Here is a 16,663-nt window from a genome sequence, read left to right on the forward strand (position 1 = left end):
ACATGTCCATCCGCATGCTCGCGCGCCTCGGCGCGCTCCCGGCCGCCACGGCCGCCATCGCCCTCTCGCTCGCCGCCCCGGCGAGCGCCCACGTCACCGCCACGCCCTCGACCGCCGCGGCGGGCGCCTACACGGTCGTCACGTTCAGCGTCGGCCACGGCTGCGAGGGCTCGCCCACCACGAATATCGAGATCCAGGTCCCGGAGTCGGTGCTCTCGGTGACGCCGAGCCGCAACCCCTTCTACGACGTCGAGAAGACGATCGAGAAGCTCGACGAGCCGGTGGCCGACGCCCACGGCAACGAGGTGACCGAGCGCACCGCGTCGATCGTCTACACCGCCAGCACGCCGCTCCCCGACGGCGAGCGCGACGCCTTCGAGCTGTCCTTCCAGCTGCCCGACGCCGAGGGCGAGACGCTGAGCTTCCCGACGATCCAGACCTGCCAGAAGGGCGAGACCGGCTGGACCGAGGTCCCGGCCGACGGCCAGGACGCCGAGGAGCTCGAGAACCCGGCACCGGCGTTCGAGATCGTGGCGGCCGAGGCCGGCGTACACGGTGGCGACGCGGCCGCCGAGCCGGCCGCGGACGAGGCGGACGAGGCGGCCGACGCCGACGCCGACGCGTCCGCCGAGGGCTCGGCCGACGACGCGGGCGACTCCTCCTCGGCCCTCGGGTGGGCCGGCCTCGTGGCCGGCCTGCTCGGCCTGGCCGCCGGCGGCCTCGCCCTGGCCCGGACGCGCTCGTCGTCGTGACCCCCGCGGCGCGACCGGCGCGGCGGCTCCCGTCCCGCCCTCCGGGGTGGGCGCGGGTCGGCGTCGCACTGGTCGCGCTCGCGCTCGTCGTGCTCGGGGCCGCACCTGCCTCGGCGCACGCCGAGCTGATCGACACCGACCCGGCCGAGGGCTCCGTCGTGGAGACGGCCCCCGACACCGTCACGCTGACCTTCAACGAGCCGGTGCGGCTGACGTCGCAGGAGATCGCCGTCTACGACGCGGCGGGCGACGTGGTCGGCTCCACCGCGGGCGCCACCGGCACCGAGGTGACCGTCGACCTCACCGGCGCGGCCGACCTCGCGGACGGCACCTACGTCGTGTCGTGGAACGTGCTCTCCGGCGACGGCCATCCCATCTCCGGCGCGCTGACCTTCTCGGTCGGCGCACCCTCCGCGTCGGTGACGGCAGCGCCCGAGCCGCAGAGCTCGTCGACCACCGTGACCGTGGTCCGCGACGTCGTCACGGTCGTCACGTACGTCGGGCTCCTCGTCGCGGCGGGCCTTGCGATCTTCCTCGCCCTGGTCCTCCCCCGCGCCTGGGCCGGCGCCGAGACGCGTGCCCGGCTGCGCCGCCTGCTCGTGTACGCCGCCGGGGCGGGCGCCGCCGGCATCGTCCTGCAGGTCCCCGTCGCGTCGGTCTACGGACAGGGCCTCGAGCTCACGGACGTCGTGTCGGCGTTCGACCCCGGCCTCGTCGGCAACGAGCTGCTGAGCGCCCTGCTGGTGCTGGTCGGGCTGGGCGTCGCAGCGTGGTCGTCCTCGGCCACGCCCCCGGACCGGACGCGCTGCTGGCTGCTGACCGGCGGCGCGGTGCTGGCGCTCGTCGGCCCGTCCCTGGTCGGGCACACCCGCGCGTTCGCCCCGTCCCCCCTGCTGGTGGCGGCCGACGTCCTCCACCTGGTGGCGGGTGCGACGTGGCTCGGCGGTCTCGTCGGGCTGGTGGTGTCGCTGCGGGCGCTCGCCGGGCGTGAAGTCCTCGCGGCCACCACGCTCGCCCGCTTCTCGACCCTCGCCGGCGGGTTGCTCCTGGCGGTCGCCGCCGCCGGCACCTTCCTCGCCTGGCGCATCGTCGGGTCGTGGGCGGGCCTGGTCGAGACCCGCTACGGCTGGCTGCTGCTCGGCAAGGTCGCGATCGCGCTAGTGGTCGCGAGCCTCGGCGGCTGGAACCGCTGGCGCACCCTGCCTGCCGTCGAGCGTGCGGCCGGCTTCGGCGACCGCGAGACCGCCGCCGCGGCCGTCAGGCGCACCGTCCGGATCGAGGCGGTGCTGCTCGTCGCCCTCCTCGGCGTCACCGGGTTCCTGGTCAACCAGTCACCCCGCCCGGCGCCGGTCACGGCCGTGTCCGGCACCACCGGGGTCGGCGTCGCCACCGCCGGCGACCTCCGCGTCCTGGCGGTGATGGACCCCCGGCGTACGGGCTCGAACACGCTGCTCGTGCAGGTGCAGGACGCCGCGGGCGAGCCGTACGACCCGCCCGCGAACCCGGTCGTCACGCTGCGCAGCGAAGGCCTCGACCTCGGCACGGTCGTGGTGCGGCCGATCGCCGCGGGCACCTACCGGGGCGAGGTCGTCGTGCCGCGCGCCGGCGAGTGGGAGGTGCAGGTCGGTCTCGCGCTGAGCCGCTTCGACAACCCCGTCACGACGGTCACGCTGACGGTTCGACCGTGAGCTCCACCGGCACCGTGTGCAGGAAGCCGTCGACGCGCACCTGCGCGAACAGGCGGTAGTCGCCGGGGTCGGGGATCTCGGCGTGGAAGGTCAGCTCGGAGCCGGCCTCGGTGACCTCGGGCGGGCCGAGCGGGTGCAGGTGCACCATCGCGCCGGTCTCGCGGTGGAAGCCGGTGACGTGGGCGTACGCCCCGAGGTAGGTGCCGAGCTCGACCGGCCGGTGGGCGGCGTCGCGCACGACGAGGCGCAGCTCACCGTCGGGGCCGACCGTCGGAGCCTCGGAGACGAACACCGAGATCGCCCGGTCCTCGGCAGCGGTGTCACCCGGGTCGCCCGGCGGGAGGGCGAGCGGACGGCCCAGCACGACGTGGTCGCCGTTGCCACCCTCGTCGACGGCGACGAACTCGGTGACGACCCGGTAGCCACCGGCGTCCGGCACGTCGAACGGCGCGCTCCAGGTGCCGTCCTCGTCGCGCGTGGGGTGCAGGTGGCGGAAGACGGTCAGGTCGTCGTTGACGACGTAGAGGTGCAGCTCCTTGCTGAGCTCCTCGACGTAGTCGATGACGGGCTCGCCCTCGTGGTCGTCGATGCGGAAGCGCAGCTCCCCGACGCCGTCGGGCTGCTCGCGGACCTGCAGGCCGGCGAGCGAGTAGCCGACCTCGCTGACGCGGGTGCCGTCGCCGACGGCCATCGACGTGTGGCCCTGGCCGAGCGCGTGGGTGTGGCCCGCCTCGACCTTGCCGTCCTCGTCGCTCTCCCCCGAGCTGCACCCGGCCAGCAGGGCGCCGGCCATCACGAGCGGGAGGGCGTGCCGGACGACGCGATTCACGCGCACGATCCTCCCTCAGGGCACCCAGCCGGTCTCGCCCGGGCGCGTCCGGAGGGCCGTGGCACACCAGCCGCCTCCGGTCATCGAGCCGCGAGGGTCGAGCCCAGGAGCGTGCGCAGGCTCGCGAAGTGTCGCTCGGTCGACTCCTCGTCGTACATCGACGTGTCGGCCATGGAGTAGCCGTGGGGGCCCGGGAAGACCTCGTTGACCGCAGCCAGGCCCGCCTCCGCCATCGCGGCACCGAGCGCGGTGACGGCCTCGGGCGGCATCGACCGGTCGTCGGAGGCGTGCCCGAAGGCGAACGCTGCCCGCGCCGTGGCCAGGGCCAGGTGCGGGCTGTCGGGCCCGTCGGTCACCAGGCCGCCGCCGTGCCAGCCGCCCACGGCGACGACGGCCGGGTCCGTCCCGGCCGCGCGGACCGCGATGCGAGCCCCCATGCAGTAGCCCGTGACCCCGACGTCCTCCCCCGCCGTCTCGGGACGCGAGCGCAGCGCGGACAGGTACGCCGGCAGGTCGCGGGCCAGCAGGTCGGTGGTGAGCCCCTTGACCCGCTCCATGGCGCCGGGCATGAAGGCCTCACGGGCGCCGGGCTCCCGCAGGTCCGTGCTGGGAGCCAGCTCGGCCGCGGTGCCGTCGCGGTGGAAGACGTTGGGCGCCAGCACGGTGTAGCCCCAGGAGGCGATCCGGTCGGCCATCTCCTCGATCCGGGGCCGGAGCCCGATCGCATCGACGACGAACAGGACACCCGGCGCGGGCGCCCCGCCGGGCGCGGTGGCGAGGTAGGCCTCTGCCTCGCCGTCCGGCATGGTCAGCGTCAGGGTGGGCACGCCTCCGAGGCTAGCCTCAGCGCACCACCGCGACCGGGCACTCCGCGCGCTGCAGCACCCCCTGGCTCACCGAGCCCAGCAGCAGGCCGCCGAAGAAGCCGAGGCCGTGCGAGCCGACGACCAGCAGCGAGGCGCTGCGCGAGGCGTCCACCAGGCAGCGCACGGGCGCGACCGGGACCGCTTCCTGCTCGATCACCACGTCCGGGTGGTCGACCCGCATCCCAGCGACGCTCTCGGCAAGCAGGATCTCGCGGTCCGCGAGTCCCTTCTGCACCCGCGGCTCGCTGCTCCACACGTCGGTGGACGGAGCGTGCGTGCGCCAGGCGTGCAGCGCCACCACGGTCTCGCCGGTCCGCTCGGCCCGCCGGCACGCCTGCTCCAGCGCGGCCGAGCTGGTCGCCGAGCCGTCCACCCCGACTACGATGCGGCGGGCGTCGGCGCCGCGGGTGGGGCGTACGACGACCACGGGGCAGGGCGCATGCCGGGCGAGGTGCTGGCTGACCGAGCCGATGAGCAGGTCGTCCGCCCGGCCGTGGCCCCGGCTGCCGACGACCAGGAGGTCGTCGGAGACGGAGGCGCGGAGCAGCTCGCCGGTCACGTGGCCGACGCGGGTCTCCAGCTCGACGTCGAGGTCGCCGAGCGACTCCTCCAGGCCGGCGAGCAGGTCCTCGCTCCGGTGCGCGATCTCTGCGCCCCAGGGCGACGTGATCGCATCGTCCACGGCGACCACGTGGAGGCCGCGACCGGTGGCGCGAGCCTCCTCGGCCGCCCATCGGAGGGCGAGCTCGGCGTCCGCCGAACCGTCGTAGGCGACAAGGATCCTTCGGGTGGCGCTGCGTGAGCTGTCCATGCCTCCATCGTCCGCCGCCGCCCCTCTGCGCGACAGGTGAGGACGGCCCGCCCCTGATGGGTCCAAGGACCCTGCCGCCGGCCGCTCCCCCGCCGTACGGTCGCTGCATGGACGAGCCGATCACCCGCTTGGGCACCGAGGAGTGCTGGGAGTTCCTCCGCCGCCACGAGTTCGGCAGGCTGGCCCACCACCTCGCCGACGAGGTGCACATCGCACCCGTCAACTACGCCGTCGACCACGACCCGGCCAGCGGCCGCCGGTCCCTGCTGTTCCGGACCGCCGAGGGCTCGAAGCTCCTCGGTGTCGTGATGAACCCCGACGTCGCCTTCGAGGTGGACGAGATCGTCGAGGAGCGCGCGACGAGCATCGTGCTGCGCGGCCGGGCCCGCCGGCTCGAGGAGGACGAGGAGCACCGCGCGGAGAACCTCCCGCTCCGCCCGTGGGTCGCCACGGAGAAGTGGAACGTCGTCGAGGTGGACGTCACCGAGATCAGCGGGCGTCGCTTCGAGCTCTCGCGCCCGTGGCGGCACATGACCCCGGAATGACCGGGGTCACGTGCCGGGTCAGCTGCCAGGTCGGCCTCCGGTCACACCGTCGCGGACTGCGCGGCGCGCCACTCGTCGTACGTCGTGGCAAAGAGGCGCGCGTCGGGTCCCGGGACGAGCTCGTCGCCGGACAGCACGGCTCCGAAGTACGTCGCGCCGGGATCCGCGACCACCGTGCGGGGGTCACCCTGGGCGGTGAGCGCGGCGGCGACGAAGTCGCTCATCCGGACCTTGGCCGGCCCGCCGATCTCCTGGATCCTGCCGAGCGGCTCGCCGACCGTGACCGGTCCGAGCGCGGCGACGACGTCGTCGGCAGCCATCGGCTGGAAGTAGCCGGTGGACAGGTGGACCTCGTCCCCGACGGTGGCGGCCTGGGCGATCGCGGCCGTGAACTCGTAGAACTGGGTCGCGTGGACGATCGACCACGGGACGCCGCCGTCGCGGACCAGCTGCTCCTGGGCGACCTTTGCGCGCAGGTAGCCGCTCGCCGGGAGGCGGTCGGTCCCGACGATCGAGAGAGCGACGTGGTGGCCCACGCCTGCCGCCTTCTCGGCCTCGAGGAGGTTGCCGGTCGAGCGGGTGAAGAAGTCCAGCACGTCCGCGTCGGCGAACGACGGGGAGTTGGAGACGTCGACGACGACGTCCGCCCCGACCATCACCTCCGCGAGGCCCTCGCCGGTGAGGGTGTTCACCCCCGTGCCGGGTGCGGCGGCGACGCCCTCGTGGCCGTGCTCGGTGAGGCGGGCGATGAGCTTGGAACCGATCAGGCCGGTTCCGCCGATGACGATGATCTTCATGGTGGTGTCCTTCACTGGGTGGATGGGTCCGCAGTGATGACCGGACAGCCGCGGTCGTTGTGACACCTCCGCCCGCGAGGGTCAGGGCACGCGGGCGAGCTTGTCGGGCGCCATGACCCACATCAGGCGTTCGATGCCCGCTCCGGACACGTCCAGGCTGAGGACCGCCACCGCCTGACCGTCCTGCTGGACCAGCACCGACGGCGCCCCGTTGGTGCTCAGCCAGGTGATCGTCGTGCCGGGCCAGAAGACCGGGGCGAACGCGGCGACGAACCTCGCGACCTGACGGCGGCCGACGACCGGCTGCCTCGCGGCCCGGCGCACCCTGCCGGCTCCGTCGGACACGCTGACGACGTCCTCGGCCAGGACGCGCTCCAGCGCGAGGAGGTCACCCGCACGTGCGGCGTCCAGGAACGCCTCGAGCAGCGCACGGTGCCGCGCGGGGTCGACGGGCTCGGGCGGCCGGGGCTGCTCCGCGGCGAGGTGGCGCCTGGCGCGACTGACCACCTGACGGGCGTTGGCGCTACTGGTCCCCAGGACCTCCGCGATGTCGTCGTAGTCGTAGGCGAACGCCTCCCGCAGCACGTACGCCGCGCGCTCGCGAGGCGGGAGGGACTCGAGGATCATCAGCACCGCGACACCGATCGCCTCGGCCCGCTCGGCCCCGAGCAGCGGGTCCGCACTGGTGTCGAGGGGCTCCGGCAGCCACGGGCCGACGTACTGCTCCCTGCGCATCCTGGCCGACTCAGCGGTGTTGATCGCGAGGCGCGTGGTCATGGTGGTGAGGAAGCCGCCGGGGTTGCGCACCACCGAGCGGTCGGTCTGCTGCCAGCGCACCCAGGCCTCCTGGACGATGTCCTCGGCCTCGGCGACGCTGCCCAGCATCCGGTAGGCGATGCCGAACATCCGCGGTCGCGAGTCGGCGAACAGCACCAGGGCGCGATCGAGGTCGTCGTCGGTCGCCTCCGGCTGTGCCACGCGCCCATCATGCCCGCCGGCGCGACCCCGGGGCCGCACCGACGGAGCAGGTGTCAGAGCTCCGACTGCACCCCGGCGAGGAGCTGGCGGGCCATGACGATGCGCTGGACCTGGTTGGTGCCCTCGTAGATCTGCGTGATCTTGGCGTCGCGCATCATCCGCTCGACCGGGTAGTCGCGGGTGAAGCCGTAGCCGCCGAGCACCTGCACGGCGTTGACCGTGACCTCCATCGCGACGTCGGAGGCGAAGCACTTGGCCGCGGCGCCGAAGAAGGTGAGGTCGTCGTCGCCGCGCTCGGAGCGACCCGCGGCGGCGTACGTCATCTGGCGGGCCGCCTCGACCTTCATGCCCATGTCGGCGAGCATGAACTGCAGGCCCTGGAACTCCGCGATCGCCTTGCCGAACTGCTGGCGCTCCTTGGCGTAGTCGAGCGCGTAGTCGAGGGCACCCTGGGCGACCCCCACGGCCTGCGCGGCGATGGTGACGCGAGTGTGGTCGAGGGTCTGCATCGCGGTCGTGAAGCCGGTGCCCTCCTCGCCGATCATCCGCGAGGCGGGGATGCGGACCTTGTCGAGGTAGACCTCGCGGGTGGGGCTGCCCTTGATGCCGAGCTTCTTCTCCGGCGCACCGAAGGAGACGCCCTCGTCGGACTTCTCGACCACGAACGCCGAGATGCCGCCGCGGGTCTTCTTCTCGGGGTCGGTGACGGCCATGACGGTGTAGAAGTCGGACTCCCCCGCGTTGGTGATCCAGCGCTTGACGCCGTCCAGCACCCAGTCGTCGCCGTCGCGGACGGCGCGGGTCTTCATGCCACCGGCGTCGGAGCCGGCGTCGGGCTCGGAGAGGCAGTACGAGAAGCCGCCCTCGCCGCGGGCGAGCGCACCGAGGTAGTGCTTCTTGAGCTCCTCGGAGCCGGCGATCTGCACCGGCAGCGAGCCGAGCTTGTTGACCGCCGGGATCAGTGAGGACGACACGCACGCACGGGCGACCTCCTCGATCACCAGCACGGTGGCCAGGGCGTCGGCGCCGGCGCCGCCGTACTGCTCGGGCACGTGGGGGGCGTGGAAGTCCGACGCGAGCAGCGCGGCCGCCGCCTCGTGGGGATAGCGCGCCTCCTCGTCGACAGCCGCCGCGAACGGCGCGATCTTCGCGTCGGCGACGGCGCGGACGGCCTCGCGGATCGCCTGGTGCTCCTCGGAGAGGGCGTAGAGGGGGAACTCGCTCATGGATCCGGATTCTAGGACGTCCATGCTTTCCGGAGGAGACGTCGACGGTGTGGTCATGGCCACTCCGACGCGACCGGCACGAGACGACCACCGCCCGGCCGGTGCCGAGGCACCGACCGGGCGATCGGTCGTGTGTAGCGGAGTCGCGGGACGAGGTCAGGCGACCTTGACCACGACCTTCTTGTCCGTGGACTTCTCGGTGTAGTCGTCACCGAGGTACTTCACCTTGACCTTGGTCTTGCCGGCGGGCAGCGCCTTCTTCAGCGTGACCTTGACCTTGCCCTTGGCGTTGAGCGTGCCCTTGCCGAGGACCTTCTTGCCCTTCATCACCTTGACCTTGCCGGTGGGGACCTCGTTGGCGGCCTCCACGACGACCTTGAGCTTGGTCTGCTTGCCGAGGGGCGTGACCGGCTTGGCCGGGGTCGCCTCGGTGGTCGACTCGTTCGCGGCCAGGATGACCGAGCCCAGGCTGGACGGCGACCCCGGCTTGAAGACGCACGGCACGTCGGCGAGCATCGTCACGTCGCCCTGCTTGGTGGCCGTGAACTTGAAGGCCGACGGGACGGCGATGTCGTAGGTGCCGGCACCGGGCAGGTCGACCGGCACGGTCGAGGCCGGCACCGCACCCGGGGTGGCGAGCGGGTTGGGCGTGTCGAGCTTCAGCGCGGTGTTCGGCGTGGTGGGCACGGCGGTCTGCGGGAAGCGCACGTTCTGCAGCGGCAGGTCCGCGGCGTCCGAGGAGGACAGCTCGTCGAGGGTGGCGACCATGTCGTTGGAGAAACCACCGATCGTGGTGGCGTTGAAGGGGAAACCCTTCGCCGCGTCGACGACGTCGCCCGGCAGCGTCACGCTGAGCAGCACCGGGATGGCCGGGGCGTCGAGGCCCGCGTTGGCCGCAGCCGGCAGCGTGGCCGTGATCGACACCGGGATGTCCCGGGCGCCGAGGCTCGGGAAGGTGCAGGTGTAGGTGGTCGACGCCGTTGCAGCGGTGGCAGCGGGCGACGACAGGGCGACGAGCGCGCCGGCGGTCAGCGCGCCGGCAGCAGCGACGGCGCCGAGGCGCCGAGATGCGGTGTGGAGCATGTGGTGGTGATCCCCTCGTGGTTGTGGTGTGACGGCGCTCATCTCAGCACATCCGGCACCCCGGGCGCTCGCACCGCGGCCGTGTCGCTACCAGCTGGTAACGCGGCTGGACCCTCCTGCGCCCGGCACGTGTCGGCCCGAACTACCGTGAAGCCATGAGCAGCGACTGGCAGGACCGAGAGACCGTCGACCGGATGCTCGACGAGGCCAGGACGTGGGCCGTCGTGGGCCTCTCGGGCGACCCGGGCAGGACGGCGTACTCCATCGCCGCGCTGCTCCAGGAACGTGGCAAGCGCATCGTCCCGGTCCACCCGGTCTTCGCCGACCCGGGCGCTCCCGCGGTGCTCGGGGAGCAGGGCTACGCCACGCTCGCCGACGTGCCGGTGCCGATCGACGTCGTCGACGTCTTCCGCCGCTCGGAGGCGGCCGGCGAGTTCGCCGACCAGGCCGTCGCCGTCGGCGCCAAGGGCGTGTGGTTCCAGCTCGGGGTCGTCGACGCCGACGCGTTCGAGCGGACGACCGCCGCCGGCGTGCCGATGGTGATGGACACCTGCCCGGCCATCGAGTGGCGCAAGCGCGGCCGCTGACCCCCGGTTCGGCTACAGCTCCACCGACGCCTCGGCCATCGTGACGCCGAGCTGACCGAGGGCCTCCTCGAGCACCCACATCACGTCGAGGGTGTCCTGCAGCGGCATGAGCGGGCTCTCGGTGAGCCCTGCCGCGAGGCAGCGCTGCACCTCCTCGGCCTGGTGGACGTAGCCACGCCCGGTGGGCAGGCGCTCCACCTCCACCGGCTCCGCCCCGTTGCGTCGTACGACGAGCGTGCTGGGGTGGTAGAACGGCGGGACGACCTCGATCGAGCCCTCGGTGCCCACGACGATCGCGCGGCCGGGCGTCTGGCTGGCCAGCGTGCAGGTCAGCGACGCGGCCCGCCCGTCGTCGTACGACAGCTGGATGGCCGCCGAGCGGTCGGCGCCGTTGGGATAGGTGGTGCCGGTCGTCGTCACGCGGTCGGGGCGGCCGAGGAGGTGCTGGGCCACGGAGACGGGGTAGACGCCGAGGTCGAGGAGGGAGCCGCCACCGAGCGCGAGGTCGAAGAGCCGGCTCGCCGGGTCGAAGTCGCGCTGCGCCCCGAAGTCGGCCTGCACCAGCAGCACCTCACCGATGTCGCCCGCGGCGACGAGGTCGCGGACGTGGGCGACCGCCGGTTGGAAGCGGGTCCACATCGCCTCCATGCAGAACACCTGGGCGGCGCGGGCGGCGGCGACCACCTCCTCGGCCCCGGCCAGGGTGGCGGTGAAGGCCTTCTCGACCAGCAGCGGCGTGCCGGCCTCGATGACGGCGAGGGCGAGGTCGTGGTGCTGGGGGTGCGGGGTCGCGAGGTAGACGACGTCGACGTCCCCGCGCCGGCCGGCCTCGACGAGGTCGCGGTAGGTGCCCGACCCGGGCGCCTCGAAGCGCTCGGCGAAGGCAGCGGCCGAGGACGGCGCGCGGCTGCCGACGAACGCGATCTCCGCGTCGTCGGTCAGGACGAGGTCGGAGGCGAAGGCGGCGGCCATCCCGCCGGTCGCGGCGATTCCCCAGCGTGTGGTCATGGCAGGACCCTAGACAGTCTGGTCAGGCGCGGGGCTGCCACACCTCGTCCATCACGTGGGCCGCGATCGCCAGGCTGGAGGTCGCGCCGGGCGAGGGCGCGTTGCGCACGCAGGTGACGCCGTCGGCGCGGGTGATCCGAAAGTCGTCGACGAGGCTGCCGTCCCGGTCGACCGCCTGGGCGCGGACGCCGCTGCCGGCGCGGGTCACGTCCGCGACGCCGATGTCCGGGACGTAGCGCGAGGCCGACCGCATGAAGGCCCGTTTGGACGCCGAGCCGACGACCTCGTCGACGCCCGTGCGCCAGTGCTCGCGGGCCAGCCGCCAGAACCCCGGCCACGCCAGCACGTCCCGCAGGTCGGCCGCCGAGACGTCGCGGCGCCGGTAGCCCTCGCGCCGCGTGGCCAGCACGGCGTTGGGACCGACCTCGAGCGAGCCGTCGACCCGGCGGGTGAAGTGGACGCCGAGGAAGGGGTAGCGCGGGTCCGGCACCGGGTAGACCATGCCGCGCACGAGGTCCTGCTTGGCGGCGGCGACGCCGAGGTACTCACCCCGGAACGGCAGGATCGCCGGACTGCGCTCGCCGTCGACGAGCGCGGACACCCGGTCGGCCTGCAGCCCAGCCGCGACCACGACGTGGTCGAAGCGCAGCGGGGTCGCGTCGCCCTCGACCTGCACGAGCACCGCGTCGCCCTCACGCCGGATGCCCACGACGCGCGCGCCGAGGCGTACGCCACCTCCCGCCGAGAAGACCTCGTCGGCGAGCGCCTCGGTGATCGCCGGGTAGTCGGTGATCGCGGTCTCCGGGGAGTGCAGCGCGGCCAGCCCGCGTGCGTGCGGCTCGACGTCGGTGATCTCCTGGGCCGCGAGCCGGCGCAGGCCGGGCACGCCGTTGGCGCGGGCCGTCTGCTCGAGGGCGTCGAAGCGGGCCATCTCGTCGGCGTCCACCGCGACGACGAGCTTGCCGCAGGCGTCGTACGCGATGGCGTGCTCGGCGCAGAACTCGCGGAGCAGGTCGCGGCCGCGGGCGCACAGCCGGGCCTTGAGGCTGCCCGGCTTGTAGTAGATGCCCGCGTGCACGACACCGGAGTTGTGCCCGGTCTGGTGGGCGGCGAGGCGGTCCTCCTTCTCGAGCACCACGACCTCGGTGCCGGGGCGCCTGCGGACGACCTCGCGCGCGATCGCGACACCGAGGATGCCTCCGCCCACGACGCCGACGCGCTGCTCCCCCATGGGCGAGACGGTGGTGCCTCGCGCGGTCGCCGTCAAGCAACACCGGCGTTCATCCCACAATGGGGGGATGCGCGACCTCCACGTCCCCGCCGGCCCGGGCCTCCCCGAGGGCCTGGTCGTGCCTGCCGCGGAGCTGGTGGAGCGCTTCTCGAAGTCGCCGGGTCCGGGCGGTCAGTCGGTCAACACCACCGACTCGCGGGTGGAGCTCGAGCTCGACCTCGCCTCCTCCAGGGCGCTCACCGACGCCCAGCGGGCACGGGCGCTGCGGCGGTGGCCGTCGGGACGGATCACCGTCGCGGCGTCGGAGCACCGCTCCCAGCACCGCAACCGTGTCGCCGCGCGCGAGCGCCTCGCCGACCTGCTGCGCGAGGCGCTGGCACCGCCCCCGCCACCGCGCCGGCCCACGCGGCCCTCCCGCGGGGCCAAGGAGCGGCGGCTCAAGGCGAAGAAGGAGCGGGGCTCGACCAAGGCCCTCCGCGGCCGGGTGCGGGACCGCGACCAGCCGGGCTAGAAGCCGACGCGGCGGCTGTCGCCGGCCGCGGCACGGCGTACGACGTCGCCCTTCGCGTGCGCGGTCTCGGCGAGCTGCGCCTGGTAGTCGACCAGGCGCTGCTGCAGGTCGGGGTCGCTGGTCGCGAGGATGCGCGCCGCGAGGATGCCGGCGTTCTTGGCGTTGCCGATCGCGACCGTGGCGACCGGGATGCCGCCGGGCATCTGCACGATCGAGAGCAGGGAGTCCATGCCGTCGAGGTACTTCAGCGGGACCGGCACCCCGATGACCGGCAGTGGCGTCACGGAGGCGAGCATGCCCGGCAGGTGGGCCGCTCCCCCGGCGCCGGCGATGACGACCGACAGTCCGCGGGTGTGGGCCTCCCGGCCCCACTCGATCATCTCGGTCGGCATCCGGTGCGCGGAGACGACGTCGGCCTCCCACGCCACGCCGAGCTCGGTGAGGATCTCGCCGGCGGCCTGCATGACCGGCCAGTCGGAGTCCGAGCCCATCACGATGCCGACCTTCACGGCCGCTGCCTCGTCCTGCTGGGGGTGCGTCTGGCTCATGTCCCTACTCGCTCTCGTTGCCCAGGTCGCCGCGGAACCAGGCGGCGGCGTGCCGCGCCCGCTCGAGGCAGTCGTCGAGGTCGTCGCCGTAGGCGTTGACGTGGCCGACCTTGCGCCCGGGGCGCAGGTCCTTGCCGTAGAAGTGGACCCGCAGCCGCGGGTCACGCGCCATCGCGTGCGGCAGGCCGTCGTAGAGCCGGCCGGTGTCGGTGGGGCCGCCGAGGATGTTGACCATCACGGTCCAGCGCTCACGCGGGGCCGGCGAGCCCAGCGGGAGGTCCATGACGGCGCGGAGGTGATTCTCGAACTGGGACGTCACGGCGCCGTCCTGGGACCAGTGGCCGGTGTTGTGGGGGCGCATCGCCAGCTCGTTGACCAGGATCCGGCCGTCGGTCGTCTCGAAGAGCTCGACGGCGAGGATGCCCGTGACGTCGAGCGCACCGGCGATCCGCAGGGCGATCTCCTGCGCCTGACCGGCGAGAGCGGGCGCGAGGTCCGGCGCGGGGGCCACCACCTCGTGGCAGATGCCGTCGAGCTGGGTGGAGGCGACGACGGGGTACACCGCCGCCTGGCCGCTGGGCGAGCGGGCGACGAGGGCGGACAGCTCCCGCCGGAAGTCGACGAGCTCCTCGGCCAGCACCTCCACGCCGGCCGCCGCGGCCGCGTCGAAGGCGACCCGGGACTCGTCGGCCGTGCGGACCACCCACACGCCCTTGCCGTCGTAGCCGCCGCGGGTGGTCTTGAGCACGCACGGGAAGCCGAAGGCCTCCACGTCGGCGGTCGAGGTGACCACCGCGTTGCGCGGGCACGGCACGTCGAGCTCGGCGAGCCGGCGCCGCATCACCGCCTTGTCCTGGGCGTGGACGAGGGCCTCCGGGCCGGGGCGCACGGCGACGCCGGCGTCGGCGAGCGCGTGCAGGTGGGCGGTCGGGACGTGCTCGTGGTCGAAGGTGACCACGGCGGCGCCGTCGGTGACCTTCCGGAGCGTCGGCAGGTCGGTGTAGTCACCCACCAGGTGGTCGGGGATGACCTGGGCGGCCGAGACGCCCTCGGCCTCGGCGAGCAGGCGCAGCGGTAGTCCGAGCGCGATGGCGGGCTGGGCCATCATCCGGGCCAGCTGGCCACCCCCGATGACGGCGAGCGTGGGAGCGCGGTGCGAGCCGGTCGAGGACACGACCGGAGCCTATGCGACCCCGGCTGTCGTCCCTGCTGTGGTCCCGGCCGTCGTCCCTGCTGTGGTCCCGGCCGTGGTCCCGGCTGTGGTCCCGCTGCTCAGCGGGCGACCGGGTCGGCGGCCGGCTCGAAGCGCAGGCCGCGACCGCGGTGGGTGGTGATCAGCGTGGGTCTGCGCGGGTCGTCGCCGAGCTTGCGGCGCAGCCAGCCGAGGTGCACGTCGATGGTCTTGGAGTTGGTGTAGAACGACGTCTGCCACACGTCGGCCATCAGCTCGCCGCGGGTGACGATGTCGCCCGGGCGCGCCATCAGGGCGTGCAACAGCTGGAACTCCTTGCGGGAGAGCCTGATCTCGCGGTCGCCACGCCACACCTGTCGCGAGGTGGGGTCGAGTCGTACGTCCTGCACAGCCAACACGCGGTGAAACGTAGGGACCGCCCGCCCCGCAGGTGGTCCTTATGGGTGAATTGTGGCGAACTGGTCTGGTCCACCTCGAGCGTGGCGTGCGCTGCGTCAGCGGCGGCGTACGGCCACGGGCTCCACGAGGCCGAAGCCGCGCACCGGGCGGGCGGGCAGCCGCCGGTCCTCCCACTCCTCGTCGGGAAGCAGGTCGGCGGTGTTCTGGTCCACGATCAACCGGTTGCGACGAGCGACCTGGGTCAGCCGCGCGGCCATGTTGACCGGCGGGCCGAAGATGTCACCGAGCCGCTGGACGACCGGCCCGCTGGCGAGGCCGAGGCGGACGTCGGGCATCTTCGGGTCGCGCCCGATGACGTTGATGATCCCCTCGGCGACGCCGACCGCCTCCTCGGCGGTGTTGGTGACGAAGAGGACCGAGTCGCCCAGGCTCTTGATGATCCGGCCGCCGTAGCGGGCGACGACGTCCTGGCAGCGGCTCTCGAAGACCTCGACGAGGTCGCCGATCTCGTCGCGGTCGAGGGTGTTGGACAGTGCGGTGAAGGAGACCAGGTCGGCGAACCCGACGCTGACGTCGATCGTGTGGAGGTCCTCGTCCTTCGCTCCCATCGCCTCGATCCGGCCCACCGCCGCGGCGAGGTGGCGGCGCCAGGCGTAGACGAGGAGTCGCTCGAAGGGCGGGTTCACCTCGTCGATGAGCCGCAGCGCCGACCCGATGCGCGAGCCGGTGGCCTCCTCGCCCGCCTCCATCTCCTCGACGCGGCTGACCAGCGTGGAGACCTCCCAGTCGGCGAGGCGGGCCATGGTCTGGCCGACGCCGCGCGTCAGGTTGACGGCCGTGTCGAAGTCGACGGCGCCCGAGTCGACGAAGCCCATGAGGGTGGAGACAGCCTTGATGTCGGCGGCCGTGTAGGCCTTCTCGCCGGTGAACTCGGGGAAGCCCAGCGCGCGCCACAGCCGGCGGGTCTGCTCGATCGTCACGCCGGTCTCGGCCGCGACCTCGAGGGCGTTGAAGGCCGGCTCGCTGCGCAGGATCGCGTGGTCGAGCTGCTCCCCCGGCGCCCCCTGTGGGCCGGTGTCGGGGAGGCCGCCGCGGCGCTTTCGGTCAGGCGCCATCGTCGCGGCGGTCACCACTCGCGAGGCGGTGGAGCTCGTCGGAGACCTGCAGCTGGACCTGCTCGACGTCGGGGATGTCGTGGAGCAGGACGCTGCCGGCGGTGCTGGCGTCGGAGACGACGAGCGTGCCGCAGCCGAAGATCCGGTCGATGACGCCGATCTGGAAGTCGACGCCGCTGATCCGGTTGAGCGGGATCGTGCGACCCTCCTTGGCGATGAAGCCGGAGCGCTTGACGAAGCGGCGGTTGGTGAAGGTGTAGGTCGTGGTCAGCCACGCCACGACGGGCCGCACCACGAACCACAGGAGGACCAGGACGGCCACGACGCCCGCGACCGCGCCCGCCAGGGTCGAGTCGGTGAGCCGGCTGAGCACCACGACGGCCGCGACGAGCAGCACCCCCACCAGAACGGGGCCGATCAGCGCCTTGACGTGGGACCGGGTCGAGACGACGACGTGCTCACCGGGGTTGAGGAGCTTGCTCGGGAACGCCACGCGC

The 16,663-nt window shown here is 73.3% G+C and carries 19 protein-coding genes; 5 read left to right on the top strand and 14 right to left on the bottom strand.

Going from position 1 to position 16,663, the window contains the following annotated elements; all coding sequences use genetic code 11:
* Positions 1-2: 2 nt before the first annotated feature.
* Together ACFQW6_RS18640 and ACFQW6_RS18645 are read left to right on the top strand one after the other, a co-directional pair.
* Complete coding sequence (locus tag ACFQW6_RS18640; RefSeq protein ID WP_378548863.1) at positions 3-752, top strand: YcnI family protein; 750 nt, start codon at positions 3-5, stop codon at positions 750-752.
* Positions 749-2,440, top strand: coding sequence for a copper resistance CopC/CopD family protein (locus ACFQW6_RS18645; protein ID WP_378548865.1), 1,692 nt, complete (start codon positions 749-751; stop codon positions 2,438-2,440). Before ACFQW6_RS18640 ends, ACFQW6_RS18645 begins: the two co-directional genes overlap by 4 nt.
* On the opposite strand, the gene ACFQW6_RS18650 is transcribed toward ACFQW6_RS18645, so the two are convergent.
* From ACFQW6_RS18650 to ACFQW6_RS18660, 3 genes are all read right to left on the bottom strand, one after another.
* Positions 2,418-3,269 carry a hypothetical protein gene (locus ACFQW6_RS18650; RefSeq protein ID WP_378548868.1) on the bottom strand — a complete coding sequence of 284 codons (852 nt, stop codon included), beginning with the start codon at positions 3,267-3,269 and terminating at the stop codon, positions 2,418-2,420. The genes ACFQW6_RS18645 and ACFQW6_RS18650 overlap by 23 nt on opposite strands.
* An 80-nt stretch (positions 3,270-3,349) precedes the next feature.
* Complete coding sequence (locus ACFQW6_RS18655; protein ID WP_378548871.1) at positions 3,350-4,096, bottom strand: dienelactone hydrolase family protein; 747 nt, start codon at positions 4,094-4,096, stop codon at positions 3,350-3,352.
* Between the two features lie 16 nt (positions 4,097-4,112).
* Positions 4,113-4,946, bottom strand: coding sequence for a universal stress protein (locus tag ACFQW6_RS18660; protein ID WP_378548874.1), 834 nt, complete (start codon positions 4,944-4,946; stop codon positions 4,113-4,115).
* Positions 4,947-5,053: 107 nt separating this feature from the next.
* Here ACFQW6_RS18660 and ACFQW6_RS18665 point away from each other — a divergent pair, with 107 nt between their 5' ends.
* Positions 5,054-5,491, top strand: a complete 438-nt coding sequence (locus ACFQW6_RS18665) for a pyridoxamine 5'-phosphate oxidase family protein (RefSeq protein ID WP_378548877.1) — start codon at positions 5,054-5,056, stop codon at positions 5,489-5,491.
* 41 nt (positions 5,492-5,532) lie between these two features.
* Here ACFQW6_RS18665 and ACFQW6_RS18670 read toward each other — a convergent pair whose 3' ends face one another.
* The 4 genes from ACFQW6_RS18670 to ACFQW6_RS18685 all read right to left on the bottom strand — a co-directional run bounded on the left by ACFQW6_RS18670 (position 5,533) and on the right by ACFQW6_RS18685 (position 9,575).
* Complete coding sequence (locus ACFQW6_RS18670) at positions 5,533-6,288, bottom strand: SDR family oxidoreductase (protein WP_378548880.1); 756 nt, start codon at positions 6,286-6,288, stop codon at positions 5,533-5,535.
* An 81-nt stretch (positions 6,289-6,369) separates the two neighbouring features.
* Positions 6,370-7,266: an RNA polymerase sigma-70 factor gene (locus ACFQW6_RS18675; RefSeq protein WP_378548883.1), complete on the bottom strand. Its 897-nt coding sequence runs from the start codon at positions 7,264-7,266 to the stop codon at positions 6,370-6,372.
* Positions 7,267-7,319: 53 nt separating this feature from the next.
* The gene (locus ACFQW6_RS18680; protein WP_378548886.1) at positions 7,320-8,492 is read right to left on the bottom strand and encodes an acyl-CoA dehydrogenase family protein; all 1,173 of its coding nucleotides are present in this window, start codon (positions 8,490-8,492) and stop codon (positions 7,320-7,322) included.
* A gap of 156 nt (positions 8,493-8,648) precedes the next feature.
* Entirely contained in the window at positions 8,649-9,575 is a 927-nt protein-coding gene (locus tag ACFQW6_RS18685; RefSeq protein ID WP_378548889.1) for a DUF6801 domain-containing protein, read from the bottom strand.
* Between the two features lie 155 nt (positions 9,576-9,730).
* On the opposite strand from ACFQW6_RS18685, the gene ACFQW6_RS18690 reads away from it, so the two are divergent.
* Entirely contained in the window at positions 9,731-10,162 is a 432-nt protein-coding gene (locus tag ACFQW6_RS18690; RefSeq protein WP_378548892.1) for a CoA-binding protein, read from the top strand.
* A 12-nt stretch (positions 10,163-10,174) separates the two neighbouring features.
* Here the strand turns inward: ACFQW6_RS18690 and ACFQW6_RS18695 are convergent, their stop codons facing one another.
* Together ACFQW6_RS18695 and lhgO are read right to left on the bottom strand one after the other, a co-directional pair.
* The gene (locus tag ACFQW6_RS18695; protein ID WP_378548895.1) at positions 10,175-11,170 is read right to left on the bottom strand and encodes a Gfo/Idh/MocA family protein; all 996 of its coding nucleotides are present in this window, start codon (positions 11,168-11,170) and stop codon (positions 10,175-10,177) included.
* Positions 11,171-11,192: 22 nt separating this feature from the next.
* A complete protein-coding gene (gene lhgO / locus ACFQW6_RS18700) occupies positions 11,193-12,401 on the bottom strand; it encodes an L-2-hydroxyglutarate oxidase (protein WP_378548898.1) in 1,209 nt (402 codons plus the stop codon).
* Between the two features lie 67 nt (positions 12,402-12,468).
* On the opposite strand from lhgO, the gene arfB reads away from it, so the two are divergent.
* A complete protein-coding gene (gene arfB / locus ACFQW6_RS18705; protein ID WP_378548901.1) occupies positions 12,469-12,912 on the top strand; it encodes an alternative ribosome rescue aminoacyl-tRNA hydrolase ArfB in 444 nt (147 codons plus the stop codon).
* Here arfB and purE read toward each other — a convergent pair.
* From purE to ACFQW6_RS18730, 5 genes are all read right to left on the bottom strand, one after another.
* Complete coding sequence (purE, locus tag ACFQW6_RS18710; protein ID WP_378548904.1) at positions 12,909-13,460, bottom strand: 5-(carboxyamino)imidazole ribonucleotide mutase; 552 nt, start codon at positions 13,458-13,460, stop codon at positions 12,909-12,911. The two genes, arfB and purE, sit on opposite strands and share 4 nt — an antisense overlap.
* Before the next feature lie 4 nt (positions 13,461-13,464).
* Complete coding sequence (locus tag ACFQW6_RS18715; RefSeq protein ID WP_378548907.1) at positions 13,465-14,634, bottom strand: 5-(carboxyamino)imidazole ribonucleotide synthase; 1,170 nt, start codon at positions 14,632-14,634, stop codon at positions 13,465-13,467.
* 98 nt (positions 14,635-14,732) lie between these two features.
* Entirely contained in the window at positions 14,733-15,050 is a 318-nt protein-coding gene (locus ACFQW6_RS18720; protein WP_378548910.1) for a winged helix-turn-helix domain-containing protein, read from the bottom strand.
* 96 nt (positions 15,051-15,146) lie between these two features.
* A complete protein-coding gene (locus ACFQW6_RS18725) occupies positions 15,147-16,166 on the bottom strand; it encodes an adenylate/guanylate cyclase domain-containing protein (protein WP_378548913.1) in 1,020 nt (339 codons plus the stop codon).
* On the bottom strand, positions 16,156-16,659 hold the full coding sequence (locus ACFQW6_RS18730) for a PH domain-containing protein (RefSeq protein ID WP_378548916.1): 504 nt from the start codon (positions 16,657-16,659) through the stop codon (positions 16,156-16,158). Before ACFQW6_RS18730 ends, ACFQW6_RS18725 begins: the two co-directional genes overlap by 11 nt.
* Positions 16,660-16,663 lie beyond the last annotated feature (4 nt).

The sequence above is a fragment of the Nocardioides sp. GCM10028917 genome, assembly GCF_042666175.1.
Lineage (GTDB): Bacteria > Actinomycetota > Actinomycetes > Propionibacteriales > Nocardioidaceae > Nocardioides.